A 22,447-nucleotide genomic window follows, 5' to 3' on the forward strand; every position below is an offset into this window, starting at 1 on the left:
GGGGGCGAACGGGCCTTCGGCGCTTCCATGAGCCCGTACAGGACCCGCCCAACCGCCGGTTGGGCGGGTTACTCGCTGGGCTGGTGCAGTCGCGGTCCGTAACCATGGCGGTGCCGGAGTGCCGGCAGTGACACATGAGAGGTGGCCGGACATGGGGAAAGTCGGCAACGTCAGCCTGTACGGGGGCGAGTCGGAGGCGGCGGACAATCTCAAGACCTTCGGGGCGATGCTGAAGGTGCTCCGGGACGAGGCGGGGCTGACGCAGGAGGCGTTGGCCGACGGCCTGGGGTAGTCGGTGGAGCACATCTCCAAGATCGAGCGGGGCGGCCGGTTCCCGCCGAGGGGCCTGGACAGGCTGGCGGAGGAGGTGCTGGGCCCGCTGGCGGCGAGGCTGCTGAGGGAGACGCGCCTGAGCCTGACGAGGAAGGCGGGCCTGGCGTCGCGGTTCAGGCACTGGGCGGTGATCGAGCAGGAGGCGCTGACGCTGTACGCGTACGAGTGCCGCACGATTCCGGGGCTACTACAGCCCGAGCCGTACATCCGCGCCGTTTTCGAGGTCGTTCTTCCCCCGCTGGTCGAAGAACAGATCGAGCAGCGGGTCGCGGCAAGGCTGGAGCGGCAGGCCGTGCTTGACCAGCGGCCGAACACGTTCTTCGGCTTCATCCTGGAACAGGCGCTGCTGGACCGGCAGAGGGGCGGCGTGGAGGTCACCCGCCGCCTGCTCGACCACCTGCTTGCGACAGGCGAACGCCGCAACGTCGAGATCCAGGTGATGCCGCGACGCATGGAGAACCACGCCGGGGGAGACGGCTCTCTCTACCTCGCCGAAACCGTCGACCACAAGTGGCTTGGCTACTCCGAGGGGCAGCGGTCGAGCAATCTGATCAGCGACCTGGCCGATGTGGGTATGCTCCAGCGGCGCTACCGGAAGCTCAGTTCCCAGGCGCTCAGCCACGAAGCTACGGTGGACTTGTTGCAGCAGATGCGAGGAGACCTATGAGCAGGATCGGACCGGAGTGGTTCAAGAGCAGCTACAGCGGTGGCGATGGCGACAACTGCATCGAGGTCGCCGTCACTCCGCAGGCTGTCCTCGTCCGTGACACCAAGGACCGGGAGGGCGGTCAGCTCTCCGTGGCCCCCGCGGCCTGGGCCGACTTCGTCGCCTTCGCCAAGGCCGTCGAACTCTGAGCACCACCGTCCGTGCGGCCGTATCCCGGCCGCACGGACGGCACAGGCCGCAGCCTGCCGTGTCCGGCCGACCGGACCCCCGATCGAGCAAGAGGACTGCCTTTTCGCCTACGCGCAGTGCGGTCTTCGGTGTCAGCCCCGGGCGGTAGCGTGCGCCCCGCATGCAACCTCTCGATTCCGCACCGGGGATGACATGACCGACGCCTACTCGCCCGTTTCCGAACTGAACTTGCTCAAGGAGTTCTCCGACGGGCCTGGAGACGCCTACTTCTCGGACGGTTTCGAGTTCTACCGGTACGGCCGACCCGACGCCGGTCTGGTGGAGACGCTGAGCCCGGAAACGCGGGAGGAGGAGGCGCGAGGTCACCTCGACCGGCTCATCCCGTTCGCCCAGGCCACCGCCTCGGGTTCGTTCTACGCCCTGGGGCACTGCGACGACCGCGCCGACCTCGCCACGTTTCCCGTCGTCCGCTTCGGTGACGAAGGCGATCTCGACATCATCGACGGCCTGCGGAACCTGTTCCGGCTGCTTACGATCGACGACGAGTGGTTCTGCCCTTGGGACGAGGAGCGCGAGGCGGACCCCGACGAGGAGTACTCCCCGGGGCACGAGGCATACGTGGTATGGCTTGAGGAGACGTTCGGCCTGACTCCTCCTACTGATGCGGAAGCCGACGAGATCCTGGGGTCGGGCGGCAAGAAGTACGGCACCCGGTTCGTGGAAGAGTTCGCGTCCGAGAAGAACGACTTTGATCCCTTGCGCAAGGTATTCGCCGGCTCCTGAACGTGAATGCGTCATGCCGGCCGGCCATCCGCCTCGCCGGTCCAGGGGTCGGCCGGGGCGGCGGCGGGGGCCACCCGGTGAATGCCGCCGAGACGAACTCGCGGTAGCTCACCCGTCAAACAGCCTCGAAACGCCCATGCGGCTCGACTTTTGCTCATCGAGACGCACGAACCGCGGTGGAGGTCACCTTCCCACCCCCCCCGGGCGGCTGCCCGCGGCGAGGAAGTGAGCGGGCCACGAAGGTCGCCGGAGAAGCTCGCCCGGCGACCGGTGCCGCGATGTGTGCCGGGCCGGGTCCGGCACGGCCGGCCGGTGCCGCTGTGCGGGGGCCACGGTCCGGGGAGCCGACGGGTGCCGCGGTACGTGTGGTGGGCCGGGCCGCGGGTGCGGGGGTGCGCGTCTGGCCTGGTTCCGGGGGGAGCCTGCCGGGGTTGGGGTGCGTGTCTGGCCTGGTTGCGGGGAACCTGCCGATGCCACGGCCTGTGTCTGGCCAGGTACTGGGGAGCCCGCCGATGCCGCGGTACATGTCGTGGCCAGGCCCGGCGAGAGGGCTCGCGGGTACGGCGGTGCGTGCGGTGGGCCGGGCCCCCGGAGGGCCGGGTACGGCGGCGTGTGCAGCAACCGGGTACCGGGGGATCGGTGTCGTGGGCGCCGCTGTTCGCCCAGACCCCCACCTCCCCCCTCACGCCCGCCCAAGGGTATGCGCCTGCTCTGACATTGGGCCCGGGGCACCGGCGCCGGCGGTTTGCGTCCTGGGAAGTGGTCTCCGGGTTCGACCTGTTCCGGGGGTTTGTGGCGGGGTTCGGGTGGGTGCCTGCATAGTCGAGCGGTCACCGGCTGATCTTCGAAGTGTCGAAGCCTCGAAGGGGAGCAGCGCGATCAGCACGATGACCGCACCTGACAGTGTGCCCCTGCACGCCCTGACCGAGGACAACCTTGCCGCGGCGAGTCCGGATCTGCTGCGCGCGATACTCAAGACGTTCGCTGACGCGTCGATGTCCGCGGAAGCCGATGCGGCTTGCGGCGCCCCGTATGGGCAGGTCAGCGACGAGCGGGTCAACCAGCGCAACGGCTACCGCCCCCGTGAGGGGGACACCCGTGCCGGCACCATCGAGCTGGCTGTGCCCAAGCTGAGGCACGGCGGCTACTGCCCGCACTGGCTGCCGGAGCGGCGCCGACGGGCCGAGCAGGCCCTGATCAGCGTGGTGGCCACCGCCTACCTGCTGGGCGTCTCCACCCGCCGGGTGGAAAACCCGCCGAGACCATGGGCGTGACGCAACTGTCGAAGTCGCAGGTCTCGGCGATGGCCAAGCACCTCGACACCCAGGTCACCGCGTTCCGCAACCGGCCACCGGACCAAGGCCCCTACACCTTCGTCCGGGCCGATGCACTGACCCGGAAAGTCCGTGAAGGCGGCCGCATCGTCAACGTCCACGCGCTGATCGCGGTCGGTGTCAATGCCGATGGCCACCGCGAGATCCTCGGCCTGGACATCGCCACTGCCGAGGACGGCGCCGGCTGGCCGGCCTTCTGGCGCTCCCTGACCGCCCGCGGCCTATCCGGGGTCCAGCACGTCGTCTCCGACGCCCACCCCGGCCTGGTCGACGCCATCAGCGCCACTGGTCGAACAACCCACAAGAACGGCTGAACAAAGAGATCCGCCGCCGCACCGACGTCGTCGGCATCTTCCCCGACCGCACCGCCGCCATCCGCCTCACCGCCACCAGCCTGCCCCTCACCCAACCGAACTCACCCTGAAAAACTCAGTAACCTCAACAACCCCAGTGACACCGTTGATTGGACAGTCCCGCCCTCGGCTGCGATCGCGCGCCGCTGCTGCTCGTCGGCGCCCGTGCCCCTGGGCGTCGAAGAGGCGGCGGCGTACTCGGGTGGGAGGCTTGGGTGATCAGGCGCAGGCGGGCGCCGTGGGTGGATCCGGGGGCGCGACGTCGGCCTGCCGGTCGGCTCCACCACGGGTGCGCTCACCGAACAGCGCAGGGACGCTCTGGAGGCCATCGACCCGTCACGGTGTCCCGCCTGCCCCGTCGCCTGGCAGCGCTGCTACCGCCGGTGCCGCGCTTTGATCACCGTCGGCGTACCCGTCCCCACCCGGCCAGGCCACCCTCCAAGGCGAAGGCCTCGGCGCACGGGTCCAAGCACAACGGCTCGGCTGGGACCGGCTCCTGCCCGCACAGGCCTGGATGCTGGAGAATCAGACGGGGTTGGACGAAGCGTTCTCGGCGAAGACGGACAAGGCGACCTGGTATGTCTCGAAGGCGCGGGCCGCTCCAGCGTAGACGGAGAGGTGGATGAAGAGGTCGACGATCTCGTCTTGAGTGACGTCGTTGTTGAGCGCGATGCGCAGCTGCCCGCGCAGCGGTTCGAACGCGCCCAGCGTCGCGGCGATGGCGACGGAGACCAGGGATCGGTCGTGCGTCGACAGTGCGGTACGGGTCCATGAGTCCCTGAACGTGTGCACAGTCGCGACCTTGCGGAAGTCGGCTCCGGAGGCCGGTTCGCCGGGGCTCATCGGGAGTTCCAGGCGCTGTCCCAGGAGTTCGCTTGCGGTGTCCAGCGCCTGCTCGTAGACGTCGTCGGTACTCATCTCTGCTCCTCGTCGGTCGGTCGTGTGGTGGGCCTGCGGTCCTGGCCACCACGCGCCGTTCAGGGCCCGGCTACGGGTCAGGGTGGTTCCCCACTCGCTGGGGGTTGCTGCTCGCCGGGGCGGCGGGACGGCTGTTCGTCGCACGAGGCTGATTTCCACGCTCGCACCGTGTGCAATCGGTCTGCTCGGTCGGGTGAACCGTCCGGGCTACAGGGCGTGGATCGAATGGTCCCGTCCGGACTGCGACGGCGGGGCTCCCCCATGGTCTTCGAGCGGGCCCCTGGGTCGTGGGTGGATCGGGGAGCCGTGCGGGACGGGCCCTTCGCTCTCCGGCAGTCCGTCCCGCTGCCGCGCCCGCACAGTGCCGTCAGGTGGTGGGGTAGTCCGTGGAACGGCTGACCTCGGCCCACTTGCTGGCCTCGGCCAGACGGCCCTCCTCCGCGCTGATCGCGATCTCCAGGGCGTCGCTGCCGAGCAGCAGCCGGCGCGGGGGCTCCTCGGCGTCCACGGCGCCGATGATCGCGCGGGCCATGCGGTCCGGGTCACCGGGCTCGTTGCCGGCGTAGTCCGCGAACCGGGCCAGCCACAGGCCCACGGTCTCCTCGTAGTCGGGGGTCACGGGACCGGAAGGCTCCGCGGCACCCCCGGCCCAGCCGGTGCGGATGCCGCCCGGCTCGACGATGGTGACCTTGACACCGAACGGTGCCACCTCATTCGCCAATGCTTCGGAGAACCCCTCGACGGCGAACTTCGCGGTCTGGTAGGCGCTCAGACCCGGCGTACCACCCACACGTCCGCCGACTGAGGAGATCTGCACGATGTGCCCGGACCGCTGGCGGCGCATGACGGGAAGGACCGCCCGGGTCATGTTGACCACGCCGTACAAATTGGTATCGACCTGCGCGCGGAACTCCTCCTCGGGAAAGTCCTCGATCGAGCCGCTGGTGGCGTAGCCGGCGTTGTTGACGACGACGTCGACCGATCCGAACCGCTCCACCGCCGCGGCCACCACGCCCCGGGACTGGAACGCGGAGGTGACGTCCAGCGCCACCGCCTCCAGCCGGTCCGGGTGCTCGGCCCTCAGGGAAGCCAGCGCCTCCGGCTTGCGGGAAGTCACCACAACGTTGTCGCCGGCCCCCAGGGCCGCGAGCACCAGGGCCCTGCCCAGGCCCTGCGAGCCCCCCGTGATCAGCCAGGTCCGTGCCATGACGCGTGCCTCGTTTCGTCGCCTGCTTCACCGCCCCGAACGGGACAGCAACTCCACTGTAGAGAAAATTGGCCTAATTGCAACGTCAATGATGCGGTAAACTCGGGTATCGCATCTCGCATCGGGAAGTTAGTCAGCTAAGTGAAGCCCGCGTGTAGAATGGCGGCATCATGAGAGCTGACGCCGCGCGTAACCTGGCTGCCGTCCTCCATGCAGGAGCTCGACTCCTGGCGGAGGACCCGGGCGCCTCCATGGCCGCCATAGCCAGCGCCGCCGGGGTGGACCGGACGACCGTCCACCGCCGCTTCGCAAACCGTGAAGCCCTGCTCAGCGCCGTTTTCCAGGCCAAGCTCGACTCCGCCGAACGCGTTCTGGACGAAGCCCGCCTGGTCGAGTCCCCCCTGCCGGTCGCCCTCCACCGCTACCTGGAGGGGATCATCCCCGTCAGCCGCGAATGGCCGGTCGACATGCGCCTGATGATGCAGAAAGACCCCGCCGCCCGGGCCCGCCGGGAGGAGCAGAGTGCGCGCCTCGACGCCTTCATCCGCCGCGCGCTGGACGAGGGCTACCTACGAGCCGGCGTCGACGCGGCCTGGGCACGGACGATCCTGGACGAACTCGTCGACACCGTCGCCCACCGGTTCCCCGACCTGGAACCCCCGCAGGCCTCCGATCTTGTCGCCGCCACCTTCCTGAACGGCCTCGGCGCGACCTGAGACCATCACCCACCGCGGAACAGGGCAAGCCCGACGACCGCGACACCAGCATGCGGCTCCCCGCGTCCGACGGCGGCTCTGTACGTTCACGTGTACGCCGACACCCGGATCATCGATCCCGAGGAGGCCCGTGCCGTCCTCCCGACTGAAACCCGGGCCGGAGGGGCCGTCCGATCCCGATACACCCGAGAGAGTCCAGGCGACAGCCGACCACCCGAAGAGCGTCTCGGCCAGGTGGCAGTCCGCGTGCAGGATGCCCGAGCGGAGAAAACCGGTCGTAACTCGCGGTAATACCCCCCAATCCGGCCCGATCCGGGCCGTGAAGCCCATATTCCGCCCCGCCGGGCGCACCAACGGGCCCCACCCCTTACCTGCCGCCGCTAAGGCGGCCCGGACGGGGCACTTCCGGCGCAAAGTCGCCACAGACCGCCTGCTGAATGAGGGCACGCCCCGTGCGAGCCCGCCCAGGAGCCCGGAATGCGGGCCACCGGCACGAACTCGCCGCTATGAGCTCGCCAAAACGGTTCAAATCACCCACGAGGATGGAAGTTTGCCCCGCGGCACGCACAAACCCACCCCCAGCCCTCATTCCGCGGCCTGAAGTGTCCTGCGCGCACGTCACCGGGACGAACCCGCGGTAACCCACGCCCTCGACCGACCTAAAACGCCCACGCGCCCGGACTTTTGCCCACCCACGCGCACCCGCGACCCGCAGACCCGACGTCCAACGCGAAACCCCTACCCAGCACAGGGCTACCGCCCTCCGCTGCCGGGCGCATCGGCGTCCGGGACGGGCCCAGCTCCGGGGCTCCGGCCCCCGACCGCCGCACCCCCCGCGACAGGAGCGGACCCGGCACCGGCGCTCGGCCTCCCGGCACCGGCGCCTGGCCTCCGGCCACCAGCACGCCCGCGACCGGGGCACCCCGAAACCGGCCTCCGGCCCTCCGTCCGCCGGCCCGCCCGCGACCGGGACAGACCCAGCTCCGGGGCTTCGCCCCCGTCCACCGGGGCACCCGCGACCGCGGCAGGCCCGACTCCGGTGCCCGGCCCTCGTCTGCCGGGCAAGGCATCCGTAGTCCCTGCCGGAGGGTGCCCGCTCCCCCTGGGCCACCCTTAGCTGCTGGTCTGTCACGGCCGGAGTCCGCAGTTAAGGGTGGGGCGAAGCCCCATCGCGCAGCGACGTCCCCGGAGCGAAGCGGAGGGGGCGCCCTTGACGGCGGACGCAGGCCCGACAATCACCAAGCGGGGTGGCCCAGGGGGAGCCCCAACGACACCGCCCCACACCGACACGGGCACCCCCGACACCGCCCCGGTCACGGACGGACGCACACCCCGATGCGGGCCCCACCACACGCCGGCCCACCCGCGCACCACCGCCCACCCCGACACGTACCCCCGCACCCGCCTCGTCCACAACGACGGGCCAGCCGCCGGCGCCGGTGACCCGGGCTCACTGTCAGAGCGGGCGCATACCCTTGGGCGGGCGTGAGGGGACGCGGATGCGGCCCCGTGTTCATCGCCGTGCCCGCTTCTCTCCGGACCCGGCTGCCGTGCGCGCCGCCGTGCCCGCTCCCCGTGGGTCGGGTCCGTGGTACGCATCGCTGCACCGGCGGGCTCCCCGTAACCCGGCCCGCACTCACCGCCGCACCCGCGGACGCGGCCCTCGCGGCCCTCGCGGCCCTCGCGCCCATCGCGATACCCGTTCCCCTCGAACCTGGCTGCGGCGCGCCGCCGTGTCCGATCCCCCTGGCCCGGCCCGCGACCCGCATCGCGGCACCGGCGGGCTTCCGTAACCCGGCCCGCGCCCACCGCCGTACCCGCGGGCCCCGCCCCCGCACACCCCCCCTCAGCCCTCGCATGCACCCCCGTGCCCCCGGTACCCAGCCCGCACCGCGTGCTCCAGCCCGCCCCGCGGCCACCCCACCCGCCCCGCGGCCACCCCACACCGTGCATCCTCGCCTCAAAAGCCCCGTAAAGACGGCCCGCCCCATCCCCGAACCTCTGCTCGAGAACGCGCTGTTCAAAAAGATCGCCGCAGAAGTTCGCCCGGCTGCCGCCCGCCGGGCGGAGACTGGTCGCCATGATGAGAAGACCCATGCGACCCGTCCTCGCCGCCGCAGCGGCGATCGCCGTTGCCGTCGCCACCGCGCTGGCCGCGGGCCCCGCCGCGGCGGCCCGGCCGACCGACCTCGACCGGATCCACGACCGGCTCCTGCGCCACGGCTCCGACGCGCCACTGATGATCGCCGCCCACCGTGGGCAGTGGCGGGACGCCCCGGAGAACTCGCTGGAGGGGATCCGGCACGCGATCGCCGACGGCGCCGAGGTGGTGGAGATCGACGTACGCCCCACGCGGGACGGCCACCTGGTCCTCATGCACGACGAGACCGTGGACCGCACCACTGACGGCGCCGGCAAGGTCTCGGACCTGACCCTCGCACAGATCAAGTCCCTCCGGCTGAAGCAGGGCCTCGGCGGAGCCCAGGCGCCGCTGACCGACCGCACCGTGCCGACCTTCGAGGAGGCGATGCGCGCGGTCAAGGGCCGGGCGATGGTCAACCTCGACAAGGGGTGGCCGGTGCGCGAGCAGATGTACGAGGTGCTGCGCCAGACCGGGACCGTCGACCACGCCCTGTTCAAGGGCGGTCCGACCGTCGCGGAGGCCGCGGAGTTCATGGCCCGGGATCCCGAGATCCTCTACATGCACATCCTCGACGACGGCAACGCCGACGCGGTGGGTACGTTCCCGGGGCGCCAGCCGGTGGCGTACGAGATCGTCTTCGACGACCCCGCCGACCCCCAGGTGCAGCCCGCGAGCCTGGCGGCGATCCGCGAGCACAGCCGCGTGTGGATCAACACGATGTGGAAGGGGCTGGCCGTGGGCTACACCGACGAGGCGTCCCTGCGCGACGAGCGCCTCGGCTGGCGGACGGTCGTGGAGGACTACGCCGCGAGCATGATCCAGACGGACAACGTCGAGGCGCTCGACTACTGGCGCGACGGCGGCGACCTCGACCGCTACGATCGGCAGCCCGGCCACCGAACCGTGCGCGTGCAGGCCGAGGACTACGCTCCCGGCGGGGAGGGCGTCGGCTACCACGACCTCGACCCGAACCGCTGCACCGTGGCCCGCCCCGACGAGGGCGTCGACATCTGCGATCTGGAGGGCGCCATCGCGGTCAACTGGATCCGCGCGGGCGAGTGGCTGAAGTACGACGTGACCGTGCCCAAGTCCGGTGTCTACGACGTCTCGGGTCGCGTCTCCTCCCCCTACTCTCCCGCGGGAACCGTGACGCTCGAATGGGACGGCACGGCCGCCGCCCCGGTCGGCATCGTCAACACCACGCACCACGAGGCGTTCGCGCGGCAGCCGCTGCAGCGGCTGCACCTGGCGAAGGGCGCCCACGAGCTGGTGGTGCGCATGGACGAGGACGCCTACCAGAACTTCAACCTGGACTACCTGCAACTGGATCTCGTCCGAAAGTGACGCACTCGCCGCGCCTCCACGACGGGCGCGGGCGCGGCGCGGTCTACGCCCGCGCCGTGCGCGGTAAGCCGGCGCCGTAAGCGCCCGCCGCCCCCGCGCCCCGCCGTAAGCCGCGCGTCCCCGGCCCGCACCACCGTGCCCGGGTGCCCTCCCCGGGCGCGGCCTCTACCCTCTACGCTCGGACCGCCCGCAGCGGCTGCGCGCGGGCTGTGCGGGCTGTGCGGGCCAAGACGGCCGGGGACGGTACGGGACGGGGTGCGCGATGGCGGGTGCGACGGGCGGCGGGGAACGGGTGCGCACGTACCGCGGCTCCCTCGTATCGATGATCCTCCTCGCCCTGCTCTGCGCCGTCTTCGGCGGGCTGTTCGCGTTCTTCGGGCTGCTGCTGGTCATCGGCGCCGGCGCGCCCGCCGCCGTCGCGATCCCGTTCTGCGCCGCCGCGCTGGGCCTGTTCCTCCTCACCTACTGCGTCGTCCGCGGCGTGACGATCGTCGACGACACCGGCCTCACGCTCCGCTGGCTGCGCACCCGGCGGTTCGCGTGGCGCGACCTCGTCGCCGTGGAACTGGAGCACAACGCGCCCGCGTCGGCGGAGCGCAAGCGCCCCGTCATGGGCGTCGTCGTCTACCACCGCGACGGCCGAAGGCTGACCCTGCCCAACGTCATCGACACCCGCAGCCTGCTCGCGCATCGCGAGGCACAGGCGATCCGCGAGGTCTGGGAGCGCCACCGCGGCGCGGACTGGACGCCGCGGCCCGAGGTCACCACCCCCGCCCGGGCGAAAGCCGACGCCTCCGAGCGCAACGAGAACTCCCTCGTCGAGGCCATGGGCTACGGCTGGACCGCGGTCCGCGTGCTGGCCGGCTGCGTCCTGATCGTTGCCGTCGCCTTCCTGGCCACCGGCAACGCCGGGTCGTTCCCGGACGTCCCCGGCCCGGTCATCGCGGGCGTCTTCGCCGTGGTGGCCGTCACCCCCGTCGCGATCGCGCTGGCGGGCATGGCCCGTAGACGGCGTGCCCGGCGCCCCGGCGAGGAGGGCGACGAACCGCCGCCCTGGTGACACGGACCCGGCGCAGGAGCCGGCGCGGGACGCCGGCCCCTGCGGGACCCAGGGGGCTCAGCAGAGGGGCACGCCCGGGAGCTGCGCGGCCGGATGGTCGATGTAGATGTTGGAGACGAACCCGCGCTGGTCGCGCAGGCGGCTCCACCAGTCGTTCGTATAGCCCTCGGCGTTGACCACGTCGCCCTTCTTCTGGCACTCGACGAAGACGGGCGTCGGACCGGCGAGGGTCGTCACCACCGGGGCGCTGAGGTGCGCGTCAGCGCGGACGCGCACGCCGCTGCCCCAGGTGGAGAAGTTGGTGTTGCCGCAGTTGTCGCTGCGCAGGTGGTACTGGCCGTACGAGCCCGGATACGGCAGCGCGGAGCCGTTGATGCGGATGTCCTGGCCGACGCCGTTGAGGAGTTGCTCGTAGTGGATGTGGGCGCCCGAGGAGTTGCCGGTGCTGCCCGTGACGCCGATCTGCTGGCCCTGCGCGACGGAGGCGCCGTTGGCGACGGAGAACGACGCCAGGTGGAAGTAGTACGTCTTCCAGCCGCCGCCGTGGTCGATGACGATGTAGTTGCCTGCGCCGCCCGCCTGGTAGTGCCGGGTGGCGGTGCCGGCGGCGGAGGCGACCGTGGGCGTGCCCGCGGTGCTGCCGCCGTCGGAGCGGATGAAGTCCAGCGCGCGGCGCACCTCGGCGCTGTGATGGCTGTACGTCCACTGCTGGCCGCAGGGGAACGGGGCCTTGAAGTTCGGCGCCAGCAGGGGGCCGGGGTCGGCCTGCGCCGGCGCCGCCGCGGTCAGTCCCAGCAGCGTCAGCAGCGCCGCGACGACGACCGCCGCGGCCCGCCGCGCCGGCCTGCGGGCGGAAGCGGGGGCGGGGGAGGAGTGGGGTCTGCGAGGCATCGGGTCGCCTCCTTCGGTGGGGGTGGAGGGGGGTGGGGGTGGCGCGTTCAGCACTCGGGGACGCCCGGCAGCCAGGCGTCGGCGACGTCGATGAAGATGTTGGAGATGAAGCCGCCGTAGTCGGGCAGATAGGCCCAGGCGTCGTTGGTGTGGCCCTCGTACGTGATCTGCTCGCCGCGCTCCTGGCACTCCACCCGCACCTGCGTCGGCCCGGGCAGGGTGGTCAGCACCGCGGAGGAGGTGTTCGACTCCTGGCGGACCCGTACGTCGGTGCCCCAGGTGGGGAACCGCGTGCCGGTCTGGTCGCCGGTCCACAGGAACGTCACGTCGACCCAGCCGTTGTCGTTGAGGCCGACGTTGTAGAACGTGCCGTCGGCGAGGTCGATGCCCGCCGGGTTCGCGACCCGGCGGCCGAACTCGTCGCGCCCGCCGTTGTAGCCGTTCTGGTACGCCGCCTGCGCCTCCGGCATGCCCTGCGGCAGGTCCCGCCACGACTCGCGCACCGACGGCGGACTCCAGTAGTCGTCCCTGGTGTTCCACGGCCCCACGTCCCACACCGGGGCCGTCTCGCAGCGCGCCGGACCGCAGACCTGCACCGAGTACTCGGCGCTGCCCTTCGGGGAGAGCCCGCGCCGCGAGGGCAGGGCCACGAAGTGGTCGTCGGGCCGGATGACATGGCCGTTGGCGGTGGTGCCGCCCACCAGGCCCTCGCGGGTGGCGAACAGCCGGTACGTCAGCGGGGCGGCGGCGGCCCGGGGGCGCGGCGCCGCGTCGGTGTCGGCCCGAAGCCGCAGCGCCCGCACGGCGGGCGCGGCGCCGCCTGTGCCGCCGGCGCGCAGCGTCAGCCGGGCCTGGACCTCGGTGACCGCGAACGGCAGCCGGGCCGCGTCCGCCGCGCCCCCGCCCGCGGGCAGCCACTGTGTCCAGCCGCCGTCCGGCGCCCGGCCGCGGACGTCGACCGCGACGTCGGCGCCCGCCGGGACGCGGGCGTCGAGCTCGGCCCGTACCCGGTTGACGGGGCGTTCGAGGCGCTCCGGGGCGAGGACCTGGCTGCCCTCGCCGGGGACGGAGTGCAGGGAGGCGGGTGCGGCGGTCTGCGAGCGCAGCCGCAGATCGCCTTGTACGTACCGGACGTTGACGTCGTCCGCGCCGACGTCGCTCAGGTCGGCCCGCCAGGTGGCGGGCGGCGCGGGGCCGCCGGCCTCCGCCGTGCCGCCGGCCGCCCCGGCATACGCCGGGTGCGCGAGGACGGTCGCGCAGATCGCGCCGGTCAGCGCAATCCTGCGCCACCGGCTCCGTGTGGGTGTGCGCCGCATCTGGCTCCTTCCCGTGTTCCGTAGCTGCTCGCGAAGGTGCTGGCCGTGCGGCGACGCATCGTAGGCACCCCAGGACCCCCGTGCCGCACGGGTTTTCCGCCACCGTCGAAAACCCGAGTCCACCGCCGCCGGAACGGGGGCGGTCGCGCCGGAGACAGCGCAGGCCGCCCCTGGTTACCCTCGGGTATGGCCGGAAAGCTTCATGTCCACTTCAATGACCGGGACTTCCGCCACGTCCAGCTCGCCCGCACCGCCGACCCGATCTGGGAGGCGATCCTCGGGCTGCACGTGGCGTACACCCCCGCGCCCCGCCTCCCCGCCCGGCTGCGCCCCTGGCACCGCCGCGCCCGCAGCCGGCTGCAACAGCACGACCTGCGCCGCACCTGCCGGTTCGTCAACGGCATCGCACCCGCCGACGCCAGGTACTTCCCCGACTTCCTCACCCCCGCCGAATCCGAGGACGGCATCACCGCCGCCCTGCGCACTCTGCGCGCCACCCCCGCCACCCGCCTCGCCCGCGAGATCCGCCTCGCCGCCCGGCACCGCCCCCTGCCCTCCTGGACCCGCCGCCTCGCCGCCGGCGACCGCACCGTACTCGCCGACCTCGCCGACGCCTTACACCACCTCCACCACCACCTCGTCGCACCCGACTGGAGCGAGATCGAAGCCACCGTCGCCGCCGACCGCGCCCGCCAGCTCGAAGCACTCGAAGCCGGCCTGCCCGCCGTCCTCGCCACCCTCGAACCCTTCACCTGGACCGACCCCGTCCTCAGCGCCCCCTACCCCCTCGACTCCACCCTCCACCTGCACGGCCGCGGACTCCGCCTCATTCCCTCCTACTTCTGCCACACCACCCCCATCGCCCTCGCCGACCCCGGACTCCCGCCCGTCGTCGTCCACCCCGTACGCCGCCACCCCGCCCCGGCCGGCACCGCCGGCCCGACCCCCCACCGCGACACCGCACTCGCCGCACTCCTCGGCACCAGCCGCGCCCGCATCCTCGCCGCCCTCACCCCCACCGCCGTCCCCGCCACCACCGGCGGCATCGCCGCCCGCCTCGGCATGCCCGCCTCCTCCGTCAGCGGCCACCTCACCGTGCTGCGCCGCGCCGGACTCGCCGAAAGCGAACGCGCCGGCCCCCACGTCGTCCACCGCCTCACCGCCCGCGGCCGGCACCTCCTCGACGGGTGACCGCCCCAACCGGCGCCGAACCCGTGCCGTACCCGCGCCCGGCGCCATTCGCCGTACGTCTCCCGCAGGTTCACCCGCCGCTGCTGTGATACCTGCGCCCCACACCCCCCACCCCACCCCGACCACCAGGGAGGCAGGAGTGAACCTCGTCGTCAACGGCGACGCAGAGACCGGGCCCGGAGGCACCGCGGACCCCGTCACCACCGTCCACGGCTGGCGCCTCACCCAAGGCGCCCCCGCCCTCGTCCCCTACGACCTCGGCGGCGGCTACCCCACCCCCGGCGACCCCGGCCCCACCGACCGCGGCACCCGCTTCTTCACCGGCGGCAACAGCCCCCGCACCGCACTCCTCCAGGACATCGACCTCCCCCAGAAGGGCGCCACCGGCCACCCGGCCATCGACGCGGGCCGCGTCCGCTACACCCTCACCGCCTGGCTCGGCGGCTACGCCGGCCAACAGGACGGCGCCCGCCTCTCCGTCGAACTCCGCGACGCCCAGGGCACCCCCCTCGCCCTCAGCGTCCTCGGCCCCGTCACCGCGGAGGAACGCGCCGGCCGTACCGCCCTGCTGGAACGCACCGCCACCGCCCCCGTACCCCCCGGCGCCTGCACCGCCCGCCTCCTGCTCACCTTCACCCGCGCCGGCGGCACCGCCAACGACGGCTACGCCGACGCCGTCACCCTCACCCTCACCGCCACCCGCCGAGGAGGCCGCCCGTGACCGTCGACCGCCGCACCCTGCTCAAGTCCGCGGCCGCCGCCGGCGCCCTCGGCGCCGCCTGGCCGCTCACCGCCGGCCTCAGCCCCGCCCAGGCCCGCGCCGCCGCCGAGCAACTGGGCGCCACCTACGACGCCGCGCCCTTCACCCTCGGCGTCGCCTCCGGCGACCCGCAGCCCGACTCCGTGCTGCTGTGGACCCGGCTCGCCCCCGAACCCCTCGCCGCCGAACAGGACCTCCCCGACATCGTCGACGTCCGCTGGACCGTCGCGGAGGACCCGAAGCTGAGCCGCGTCGTCGCCCACGGCACCGCACCCGCCTCCGCCACCCTCGGCCACAGCGTCCACATCCCCGTCACCGGCCTCGCCCCCGGCCGTACGTACCACTACGCCTTCAGCGCCCTCGGCCGCACCAGTCGCACCGGCCGCACCCGCACCGCCCCCGCCGGCCCCGTCGGCCGCGTCCGCTTCGCCGCCGCCAACTGCCAGGCCTTCCACGACGGCTACTACGCCGCCCACCGCGGCATCGCCGCCGAGAACGTCGACTTCGTGATCCACCTCGGCGACTACATCTACGAACACGGCCAGGTCGGCGGTGTACCCGAAGACCACGTCCGCGACCACGACGGACCCGAGATCCTCACCCTCGCCGACTACCGCAAACGCCACGCCCTCTACAAAGGCGACCCCGCACTGCGCGACGCCCACGCCGCCCACCCCTGGTTCCTCACCTGGGACGACCACGAAGTCGTCAACGACTACAGCGGGAGCACCGGCTCCGCCCCCTTCGTACGCCGCCGTGCCGCCGCATACCAGGCCTGGTACGAACACATGCCGCACCGCGACTCCTTCGGCGACTCCGCACTCCCCGACCCCGAGATCCACCGCGTCCGCGACTGGGGCGGACTGCTCCAGCTCACCGTCCTCGACCTGCGCTCCCACCGCTCCGCGCAGAACCTGCCCGACGGCACCATCCTCGGCACCGACCAGAAGAACTGGCTCAAGCACCACATCGGCAACGCCCCCGACGGCTGGCACGTCTGGGCCAACTCGATCATGCTCAGCCAGCTCCGCGGCTCACCCGGCGGCCCGTACATGTTCACCGACCAGTGGGACGGCTTCCTCGCCGAACGCAAGGAAGTCCTCCAGCACGTCCACGCCGCCGGCCTCGAAGACCTCGTCGTCGTCACCGGCGACTGGCACTCCGCCTTCGTCGACGACATCCGCACCGACTACGACAACCCCGAATCGCCCCTCGTCGGCACCGAGTTCACCGCCCACTCCGTGACCTCCGGCGCGTACTCACCGGACTGGAACCGGACCAACGGGCCTGTCATGGGCGCCGCCAACCCGCACCTCAAGTACTTCGAAGGGAACCGCTACGGCTACGACGTCTACGACGTCACCCCCGAACGCTTCAGCGCCCACATGCGCGTCATCGGCGACCGCCGCGACCCGGACTCGCCCGTCACGACGCTCACCACGTTCCACGTCGACCGCGGCCGGACCGGCAGCTACGAGGACGAGGCGACGAAGAACTCCCCGGCCCAGTACCGCCGCGACTGACGCGCGCACGGGCACCACGCGCGGGCGGTCGGCACCCGGCCGGGACCCGTACGCCGCCGGCCGCACGGCGTACGGACCCGGCCGGGTTGCCGCCTGGGATCCCGCCCGATCGTCCGCCGTGCCCCACACCCGAGTCAATCCTCGGATTTGCTTGCGACGGGTCGAGCGGAACCTTGGAGCGACCCGGGACGTAAAAACCCGGATTCCCGTGTGTCCCTGCGCGGTCACCTGTTCGGCCCATCGATAGAATCGCCCGATGGCCGCACCGGGAGCACGCGGAACTGCAAAGGAGGCACGTTGACCGGACATGACGTCACCGACGAGCAGTGGCAGGGGCTCGCCGAAGTCGTCCCGCTGCGCGGCAACGAATGGCCCTCCTGGACCGGGCACCAAGCCCTCGACGACCCCGAAGTCGACGCCGACCAGCGGCAGTTCGTCGTCATCCGCTGCCAGGTCTTCGCCGACGCCCGGCGGGTGGCCGAGTACCTGATAGCGCAAGTCCCCGTCCTGCTCGACCTCACCGGCGCCGAGATCGACGTGGCCAAACGCATCCTCGACTTCGCCAGCGGAGTCACCTTCGGCATCCAGAGCAGCATGCACCGCGTCGACCGCAACGTCTTCCTGCTCGCCCCCGTCGGCACGGAAGTCGAACCGGTCGCCGGCCGCTGACGGCGCGCCCCGCCGACGCGCGGCACGCCGTCCTTACCCTGCCCGAACGGGCGAAGGTGCCGCTGCCGGAACGGTTCCGCTGACGGCGGGCTCAATACCGTCCGGGAGCATGACCTCCCCCACCGGGCACCCTCCCCGCGCCCCCCGCGACCTCCTGCGGGACCCGCCGCGGGACGCCCCGCGCCCCGCCCACACCGGGCGCCACCCCCACAGCGACCGCGCCACCCTCGGCGAACTGCGCGTGTCCGCCTTCAAATCGCACCGCGGCACCCGGCTCGGCCTCGGCCCTGTCACCCTCCTCACCGGCGGCAGCGGCAGCGGCAAGACCGCGGCCCTGGAGGCGTGCGGCGTACTGGCCAGGCTCGGCGCCGGAGCCACCCTGGAAGAGGCGTTCGCGCCGGTGTCCGGAGGCGCCGCGGCCTGCGTACCGCAGAAGGCCAAACCCGACGCCGCCGGCCGCCGCGGCGTCCGGCTCGGCTGCACCGTCCGCGGCCCCCTCGGCGACGTCCGACTCGACGTCGCCGTCCAGACCGAACCCGAACTGCGCATCGTCGGCGAACGCCTCACAGGCGGCGGACACACGCTGCTGGCCACCGCACTGCGCGACCCCCGGCGCGATCGCGTCCAGGCTTCGTGGCACACCGCGGGCCCCGCCCCCGTCACCCGCGCCCCCCTCCCCGACGACCGGCTCGGCACCGCCCTCTTACCGCTGCGCATCGGCGGCCGCACGGACGGCGAACAACTCGTGCTCGCCGCCGCGGAACAAGCCGTCCTCGCGCTCCGCTCCGTCTACCCCTGCGACCCGCACCCCGCCCGGATGCGCGCCGCCACGGCCGTACCGGCCGGCGGCGAACAGCTCGCCCCCGACAGCCGCAACCTCCCCGCGGTACTGCGCCGCGTACGCGACGAGTGCGGCCTCCGGCACGCGGCCCTCGTGGACGCCCTGCGCGGCGGCTGCGCGGGCCCGGTGCACGACCTGACCACGGAGGAGTACGGGGACGGGCTGGTACGGGCCGTGCTGCTGCGCGAACCGGGCCAGCGCAGCACACCGGTCGAGACGCTGGGCGACGGGGAGTTGCGCTACCTCGCGCTGGCGCTGGTACTGCTCACCGGTCCCGGGGTGCTGGCGGTCGACCCGGCCTCGGAGGTGCTGCCGGCGCGGCAGGTGCTGACGGTGCTGGCGGACGGACTCGACCGGTGCCTGGACGCGCGGCAGGCGAAGGAACTGGTGGCGCTGTCCGGGCGGATGGGCGAGCGCGGGCACATCCGGGTGGTGGGCTCGGTCAGCGACCCGTCGCTGGCGGAGGCGGAGTGCGCCACGGCGATGACGCTGCCGCAAAGGCGGCCCTGACGGGGGCAGGGCGTACGCACCCGACGGTCGTCAAGTATCAGATGTCAGATTCTGTCAGTCGTCGGGTGGAGAAATTGCGTTGCGGAGCACGGGCCGGGCCCGGACAGTTGGCGGATGCCCTTCACCGTACGGGCGGCGCGGCTCGATGACGCCCCCGCCATCTGTGCGCTCCTGAACGAGATCGACGTCCTGGAGGTCGGCCGCCCGGAGACGGACCTGCACACGGTCGAGGCGGACCTCAAGCACCCCGAGGCCGACCTCCCGCAGAACTCGTGGCTGGCCCACGCCGCAGACGGCACCCTCGTCGCGTACGGGCTGCTCTGGGACGAATCGTACGCCGAGCGCATCGACGTCGATCACTACGTGCTGCCCGGCCACCAGGACGCCGGGCTGCGGCTGCTGGAGCGGATGGAGGCGCGGGCGGCGGCGAAGGCCGCCGCCAACGGCGCCCGCCGCGCCGTCGTCCACCTGCACCTCAACACCGCGCCCACGATGGACACCGCGCTCCTCGGCGCCCGCGGCTGGCACGTCGTGCGCCGCTACCACGTCATGACCCGCGACGTCGCACCCGTCACCGACCCCACCCCGGTGCCGCCACCCGGCGTGCGCCTGCGCGACTGCACCGCCGAGCCCGACCGGCGCCGCACGCACGCGTTGCTCCAGCGGGCCATGTCCGAGCACTTCGACTTCCAGCCGCAGAGCTACGAGACATGGCTGGCCGACCCCGCCAACGCGAGCCTCGACTGGTCGCTCGCCTGGATCGTCCACGTCGACGGCCTCGGCGACGTCGGCGCCCTGCGGGCGCGCGACGACCGCGCGTCGATGGGCTGGATCACCACTCTCGGGGTCATGCCCGAAGCCCGTGGCCGCGGACTGGGCGGCATGCTGCTGCGGCACGCCTTCGCCGCCTTCGCCGGGCGGGGGCGGGACACCGTCGGGCTCGGGGTCGACACGGCGAACGAGTCCGGGGCGCCGGCGCTCTACGAGCGCCACGGCATGAGCGTGTACTTCGCGGTGAACACCTGGGAGACCACACTGCCCGCCGACGGCTGACGGAGCCCGCCCGGGCCGGTCACGTACGAACTACACCGAAACGGAGTGCACATGCCCCTCGACGCCCGGACCGCACTGGTCACCGGCGTGAGCCGCGAGCAGGGAATCGGGTTCGCCATCGCCCGCCGGCTGCTGGCCGAGGGCGCGCGCGTCTTCGCGCACGGCTGGACGCCGCACGACGACGAGATGCCCTGGGGCGCCGACCGCGGCGGCACCGCGGCCGTCACCGCCGCCCTCGGCGGCGAGGGCGGCCGGCTCGCCTACGCGCACGCCGACCTCGCCGAACCCGAGGCCCCCGCCGCGCTGCTGGCCGCGGCGGGCCAGCGGTACGGGATGGTGGACACCCTGGTCGTCAACCACGCCCGCAGCTCCACGTACGACCTGGAAGGGCTGACGGCCGCCGAACTGGACCTGTGCTGGGCGGTGAACGTCCGGGCCACGCTGCTGCTGGTGCAGGCGTACGCGGCACAGTACGACGCGGCGGCGGGGAAGGGGCGGGGCGGCGGCCGGGTCGTGCTCTTCACCTCCGGCCAGCATCTGGCACCCATGAGCCAGGAGGTCCCGTACGCCGCCACGAAGGGAGCGCTCCAGCAGTTGACGCTGACGCTTTCGGACGCCCTCGTGGACCGGGGCATCACCGTGAACTGCGTCAACCCCGGGCCCACGGACACCGGTTGGGCGAGTGACGAACTGGCCGCCCAGGTGGGCCGGGCGCTGCCGCGCGGGCAGTGGAACACACCGGCCGAGGCGGCGGCCGTGGTGCGGCTGCTCCTGGGCGACGACGCGGCGACGATCACGGGCAACACGGTCGACGCGGAGTCGGGTTTCCGGCGCTGGGTGTACTAGGTGTTCTGTCCGGGGCGGGTGCGCCACGGGCCGGTCGCGGCCGCGCGGCGGCGGTGGCCGCGGGGCTGTTCGGCACGGCGCCGCGGGGCCGTCCTCCCTCACGTCGAGACGTCGACCTCCACGTCGAACTTGAGGGTGGGCGGCTGCCCCTGGCCGATTCCCCGGTACGTCACCTTGCCGGTGGGCGTGTACCCGCGTGCCCACGCCTCGTCGATGACGAGCCGGCGCTCCTTCGGAAACGGCTCGCCGCGCCTGACGCGTTCGTTGAAGCGCCGGGCGCGGTCACGGTCGGCGTCGAGTTCGACGCGCAACAGCGTCATGGGTCACCGCTCCCAGAATCGTGTGGACGCCGGCGGACGACTTCGCCGTCGGCCCGGGTGGTAGACAGGGGCGCATGACCGACGACGTACAGGCACTGCAGAAGCGGCTCGTGGCGTTCGCCGCGGCCCGGGACTGGGAGCAGTACCACACCCCCAAGAACCTGGCCGCGGCGCTGAGCGTGGAGGCCGCGGAGCTGGTGGAGATCTTCCAGTGGCTGACGCCTGAGGAGTCCGCGCGGATCATGGCGGACCCGGACGCGGCGCACCGGGTGACGGACGAGGTCGCGGACGTGCTGTCGTACCTGCTGCAGTTCTGCTCGGTGGTGGGGGTGGACCCGCTGGCGGCGCTGGCGGCGAAGATCGAGCGCAACGAGCAGCGGTTCCCGGCGCCGCAGGAGGAGAGCGGACCGGGACCGGAGCCGGGGCGGGGGACGGAGTCGGAGTCGGAGTCGGGGTCGGGTGCGGGGGACGGGCGTTGAGACCCGGCGTGCCGTTCGCGGAGGCGGTGGCGCGGGCCGCGGAGAGCGGCCCGCCGCTGGTCCTCGACGGTGGTCTGTCGAACCAGCTCGAAGCGCAGGGCTGCGACCTCGGCGACGCGCTGTGGTCGGCCCGGGTGCTCGCCGAGGACCCGGCGCAGATCGAGGCCGCGCACGCCGCGTACGTACGGGCCGGGGCCGACGTGCTGCTGACGGCGAGCTACCAGGCGACGTTCGAGGGCTTCGCGCGCCGGGGCGTCGGCCGGGAGGAGGCGGCGCGGCTGCTGACGGGCAGCGTGACGCTGGCCCGGCGGGTGGCGGACGAGGCGCCGCGGCCGGTGTGGGTGGCGGCGTCGGCGGGCCCGTACGGGGCGATGCTGGCGGACGGCTCGGAGTACCACGGCCGGTACGGGGACGGCGTGGGCGTCGCGGAGTTGGCACGCTTCCACCGCCCCCGGCTGGAGGTGCTGGCCGCGGCGGAGCCGGACGTGCTGGCGCTGGAGACGGTTCCGGGTGTGACGGAGGCGACGGCGCTGCTGCGGGCGGCGGCGGGGCTGGGCGTACCGGTGTGGCTGACGTACACGGTCGCGGGCGGGGCGACCCGGGCGGGCGAGCCGCTGGCGGACGCCTTCGCGGTCGCGGCGGACGACGAGGGAGTGGCGGCGGTCGGCGTCAACTGCTGTGCGCCGGAGGACGTCGCGTACGCGGTGGAGACGGCGGCGCGCGTCACGGGCAAACCGGTGCTGGCGTACCCCAACAGCGGCGAGACCTGGAACCCGGAGACCCGCTCCTGGCGCGGCCCCGGCTCGTTCGAGGCCCCGGCCGCGGGGAGTTGGCGCCACGCGGGCGCCGCCGCCCTGGGCGGCTGCTGCCGCGTCGGCCCGCAGGCGATCGCCGCCCTGGCGGCGGAACTGCACGCGAAGGGCGCGGGCGGGTGAGCACCGCTCTCGCGGGTGAGCACCGCTCTCGCGCCCCCGCCAAAACCCGATGGCCCGCGCCCCGCC

At 72.9% G+C, this 22,447-nt stretch carries 19 protein-coding genes and 2 pseudogenes; 16 read left to right on the forward strand and 5 right to left on the reverse strand.

The features are described 5' to 3' along the window. The first annotated feature begins 151 nt into the window (after positions 1-151). The 4 genes and pseudogenes from ABGA99_RS01265 to ABGA99_RS01280 all read left to right on the forward strand — a co-directional run. Positions 152-1,000 (forward strand): annotated as a pseudogene (locus ABGA99_RS01265) (helix-turn-helix transcriptional regulator). After that, positions 997-1,188, forward strand: a complete 192-nt coding sequence (locus ABGA99_RS01270; RefSeq protein ID WP_347578962.1) for a DUF397 domain-containing protein — start codon at positions 997-999, stop codon at positions 1,186-1,188. Before ABGA99_RS01265 ends, ABGA99_RS01270 begins: the two are co-directional and overlap by 4 nt. A gap of 193 nt (positions 1,189-1,381) precedes the next feature. Next, on the forward strand, positions 1,382-1,972 hold the full coding sequence (locus ABGA99_RS01275; protein WP_347578963.1) for a hypothetical protein: 591 nt from the start codon (positions 1,382-1,384) through the stop codon (positions 1,970-1,972). Between the two features lie 887 nt (positions 1,973-2,859). Continuing rightward, a pseudogene (locus tag ABGA99_RS01280) lies at positions 2,860-3,688 on the forward strand (IS256 family transposase); the annotation flags it as partial. A 496-nt stretch (positions 3,689-4,184) separates the two neighbouring features. Here the strand turns inward: ABGA99_RS01280 and ABGA99_RS01285 are convergent. Both ABGA99_RS01285 and ABGA99_RS01290 read right to left on the reverse strand, forming a co-directional pair. Further along, positions 4,185-4,577, reverse strand: coding sequence for a carboxymuconolactone decarboxylase family protein (locus ABGA99_RS01285; RefSeq protein ID WP_347576113.1), 393 nt, complete (start codon positions 4,575-4,577; stop codon positions 4,185-4,187). A 367-nt stretch (positions 4,578-4,944) separates the two neighbouring features. Further along, positions 4,945-5,784 carry an oxidoreductase gene (locus ABGA99_RS01290; RefSeq protein ID WP_347576112.1) on the reverse strand — a complete coding sequence of 280 codons (840 nt, stop codon included), beginning with the start codon at positions 5,782-5,784 and terminating at the stop codon, positions 4,945-4,947. A gap of 170 nt (positions 5,785-5,954) precedes the next feature. On the opposite strand from ABGA99_RS01290, the gene ABGA99_RS01295 reads away from it, so the two are divergent. The 3 genes from ABGA99_RS01295 to ABGA99_RS01305 all read left to right on the forward strand — a co-directional run bounded on the left by ABGA99_RS01295 (position 5,955) and on the right by ABGA99_RS01305 (position 11,047). Further along, positions 5,955-6,500: a TetR family transcriptional regulator gene (locus ABGA99_RS01295; RefSeq protein WP_347581973.1), complete on the forward strand. Its 546-nt coding sequence runs from the start codon at positions 5,955-5,957 to the stop codon at positions 6,498-6,500. A 2,095-nt stretch (positions 6,501-8,595) separates the two neighbouring features. After that, positions 8,596-9,987, forward strand: a complete 1,392-nt coding sequence (locus ABGA99_RS01300) for a glycerophosphodiester phosphodiesterase family protein (RefSeq protein ID WP_347576110.1) — start codon at positions 8,596-8,598, stop codon at positions 9,985-9,987. Positions 9,988-10,249: 262 nt separating this feature from the next. Then, positions 10,250-11,047, forward strand: a complete 798-nt coding sequence (locus ABGA99_RS01305) for a hypothetical protein (protein ID WP_347576109.1) — start codon at positions 10,250-10,252, stop codon at positions 11,045-11,047. Positions 11,048-11,104: 57 nt separating this feature from the next. Here the strand turns inward: ABGA99_RS01305 and ABGA99_RS01310 are convergent, their stop codons facing one another. Then, positions 11,105-11,938: a peptidoglycan DD-metalloendopeptidase family protein gene (locus tag ABGA99_RS01310; protein ID WP_347581974.1), complete on the reverse strand. Its 834-nt coding sequence runs from the start codon at positions 11,936-11,938 to the stop codon at positions 11,105-11,107. A gap of 47 nt (positions 11,939-11,985) precedes the next feature. Beyond that, entirely contained in the window at positions 11,986-13,254 is a 1,269-nt protein-coding gene (locus ABGA99_RS01315) for a hypothetical protein (RefSeq protein WP_347581975.1), read from the reverse strand. A 186-nt stretch (positions 13,255-13,440) separates the two neighbouring features. On the opposite strand from ABGA99_RS01315, the gene ABGA99_RS01320 reads away from it, so the two are divergent. The 7 genes from ABGA99_RS01320 to ABGA99_RS01350 all read left to right on the forward strand — a co-directional run bounded on the left by ABGA99_RS01320 (position 13,441) and on the right by ABGA99_RS01350 (position 20,647). Beyond that, a complete protein-coding gene (locus tag ABGA99_RS01320; RefSeq protein WP_347576106.1) occupies positions 13,441-14,445 on the forward strand; it encodes a winged helix-turn-helix domain-containing protein in 1,005 nt (334 codons plus the stop codon). Positions 14,446-14,584: 139 nt separating this feature from the next. Further along, complete coding sequence (locus ABGA99_RS01325; RefSeq protein WP_347581976.1) at positions 14,585-15,166, forward strand: phosphoesterase; 582 nt, start codon at positions 14,585-14,587, stop codon at positions 15,164-15,166. After that, positions 15,163-16,728, forward strand: a complete 1,566-nt coding sequence (locus ABGA99_RS01330) for an alkaline phosphatase D family protein (RefSeq protein ID WP_347576104.1) — start codon at positions 15,163-15,165, stop codon at positions 16,726-16,728. Before ABGA99_RS01325 ends, ABGA99_RS01330 begins: the two co-directional genes overlap by 4 nt. A 297-nt stretch (positions 16,729-17,025) precedes the next feature. Then, positions 17,026-17,397 carry a cell division protein SepF gene (locus ABGA99_RS01335; RefSeq protein ID WP_347576103.1) on the forward strand — a complete coding sequence of 124 codons (372 nt, stop codon included), beginning with the start codon at positions 17,026-17,028 and terminating at the stop codon, positions 17,395-17,397. 109 nt (positions 17,398-17,506) lie between these two features. After that, positions 17,507-18,748, forward strand: coding sequence for an ATP-binding protein (locus ABGA99_RS01340; RefSeq protein WP_347581977.1), 1,242 nt, complete (start codon positions 17,507-17,509; stop codon positions 18,746-18,748). 114 nt (positions 18,749-18,862) lie between these two features. Then, on the forward strand, positions 18,863-19,801 hold the full coding sequence (locus ABGA99_RS01345) for a GNAT family N-acetyltransferase (protein WP_347581978.1): 939 nt from the start codon (positions 18,863-18,865) through the stop codon (positions 19,799-19,801). 51 nt (positions 19,802-19,852) lie between these two features. Further along, entirely contained in the window at positions 19,853-20,647 is a 795-nt protein-coding gene (locus ABGA99_RS01350; RefSeq protein ID WP_347581979.1) for an SDR family oxidoreductase, read from the forward strand. Positions 20,648-20,745: 98 nt separating this feature from the next. On the opposite strand, the gene ABGA99_RS01355 is transcribed toward ABGA99_RS01350, so the two are convergent. After that, positions 20,746-20,967 (reverse strand): hypothetical protein, encoded by a 222-nt coding sequence (locus tag ABGA99_RS01355; RefSeq protein ID WP_347576099.1) that lies wholly within the window; start codon positions 20,965-20,967, stop codon positions 20,746-20,748. 74 nt (positions 20,968-21,041) lie between these two features. Here ABGA99_RS01355 and ABGA99_RS01360 point away from each other — a divergent pair, with 74 nt between their 5' ends. Both ABGA99_RS01360 and mmuM read left to right on the forward strand, forming a co-directional pair. Then, a complete protein-coding gene (locus ABGA99_RS01360) occupies positions 21,042-21,446 on the forward strand; it encodes a nucleotide pyrophosphohydrolase (protein WP_347581980.1) in 405 nt (134 codons plus the stop codon). Positions 21,447-21,454: 8 nt separating this feature from the next. After that, a complete protein-coding gene (mmuM, locus tag ABGA99_RS01365; RefSeq protein ID WP_347576097.1) occupies positions 21,455-22,381 on the forward strand; it encodes a homocysteine S-methyltransferase in 927 nt (308 codons plus the stop codon). Positions 22,382-22,447 lie beyond the last annotated feature (66 nt).

The sequence above is a fragment of the Streptomyces sp. B5E4 genome (assembly GCF_039871555.1).
GTDB lineage: Bacteria > Actinomycetota > Actinomycetes > Streptomycetales > Streptomycetaceae > Streptomyces.

Bases quoted from the DNA above. Each gene is read 5' to 3' on its own strand.
- ABGA99_RS01270 (WP_347578962.1), top strand. From the start codon at position 997: ATGAGCAGGATCGGACCGGAGTGGTTCAAGAGCAGCTACAGCGGTGGC.
- ABGA99_RS01275 (WP_347578963.1), top strand. From the start codon at position 1,382: ATGACCGACGCCTACTCGCCCGTTTCCGAACTGAACTTGCTCAAGGAG.
- ABGA99_RS01285 (WP_347576113.1), bottom strand. From the start codon at position 4,577: ATGAGTACCGACGACGTCTACGAGCAGGCGCTGGACACCGCAAGCGAA.
- ABGA99_RS01290 (WP_347576112.1), bottom strand. From the start codon at position 5,784: ATGGCACGGACCTGGCTGATCACGGGGGGCTCGCAGGGCCTGGGCAGG.
- ABGA99_RS01295 (WP_347581973.1), top strand. From the start codon at position 5,955: ATGAGAGCTGACGCCGCGCGTAACCTGGCTGCCGTCCTCCATGCAGGA.
- ABGA99_RS01300 (WP_347576110.1), top strand. From the start codon at position 8,596: ATGCGACCCGTCCTCGCCGCCGCAGCGGCGATCGCCGTTGCCGTCGCC.
- ABGA99_RS01305 (WP_347576109.1), top strand. From the start codon at position 10,250: ATGGCGGGTGCGACGGGCGGCGGGGAACGGGTGCGCACGTACCGCGGC.
- ABGA99_RS01310 (WP_347581974.1), bottom strand. From the start codon at position 11,938: ATGCCTCGCAGACCCCACTCCTCCCCCGCCCCCGCTTCCGCCCGCAGG.
- ABGA99_RS01315 (WP_347581975.1), bottom strand. From the start codon at position 13,254: ATGCGGCGCACACCCACACGGAGCCGGTGGCGCAGGATTGCGCTGACC.
- ABGA99_RS01320 (WP_347576106.1), top strand. From the start codon at position 13,441: ATGGCCGGAAAGCTTCATGTCCACTTCAATGACCGGGACTTCCGCCAC.
- ABGA99_RS01340 (WP_347581977.1), top strand. From the start codon at position 17,507: ATGACCTCCCCCACCGGGCACCCTCCCCGCGCCCCCCGCGACCTCCTG.
- ABGA99_RS01345 (WP_347581978.1), top strand. From the start codon at position 18,863: ATGCCCTTCACCGTACGGGCGGCGCGGCTCGATGACGCCCCCGCCATC.
- ABGA99_RS01350 (WP_347581979.1), top strand. From the start codon at position 19,853: ATGCCCCTCGACGCCCGGACCGCACTGGTCACCGGCGTGAGCCGCGAG.
- ABGA99_RS01355 (WP_347576099.1), bottom strand. From the start codon at position 20,967: ATGACGCTGTTGCGCGTCGAACTCGACGCCGACCGTGACCGCGCCCGG.
- ABGA99_RS01360 (WP_347581980.1), top strand. From the start codon at position 21,042: ATGACCGACGACGTACAGGCACTGCAGAAGCGGCTCGTGGCGTTCGCC.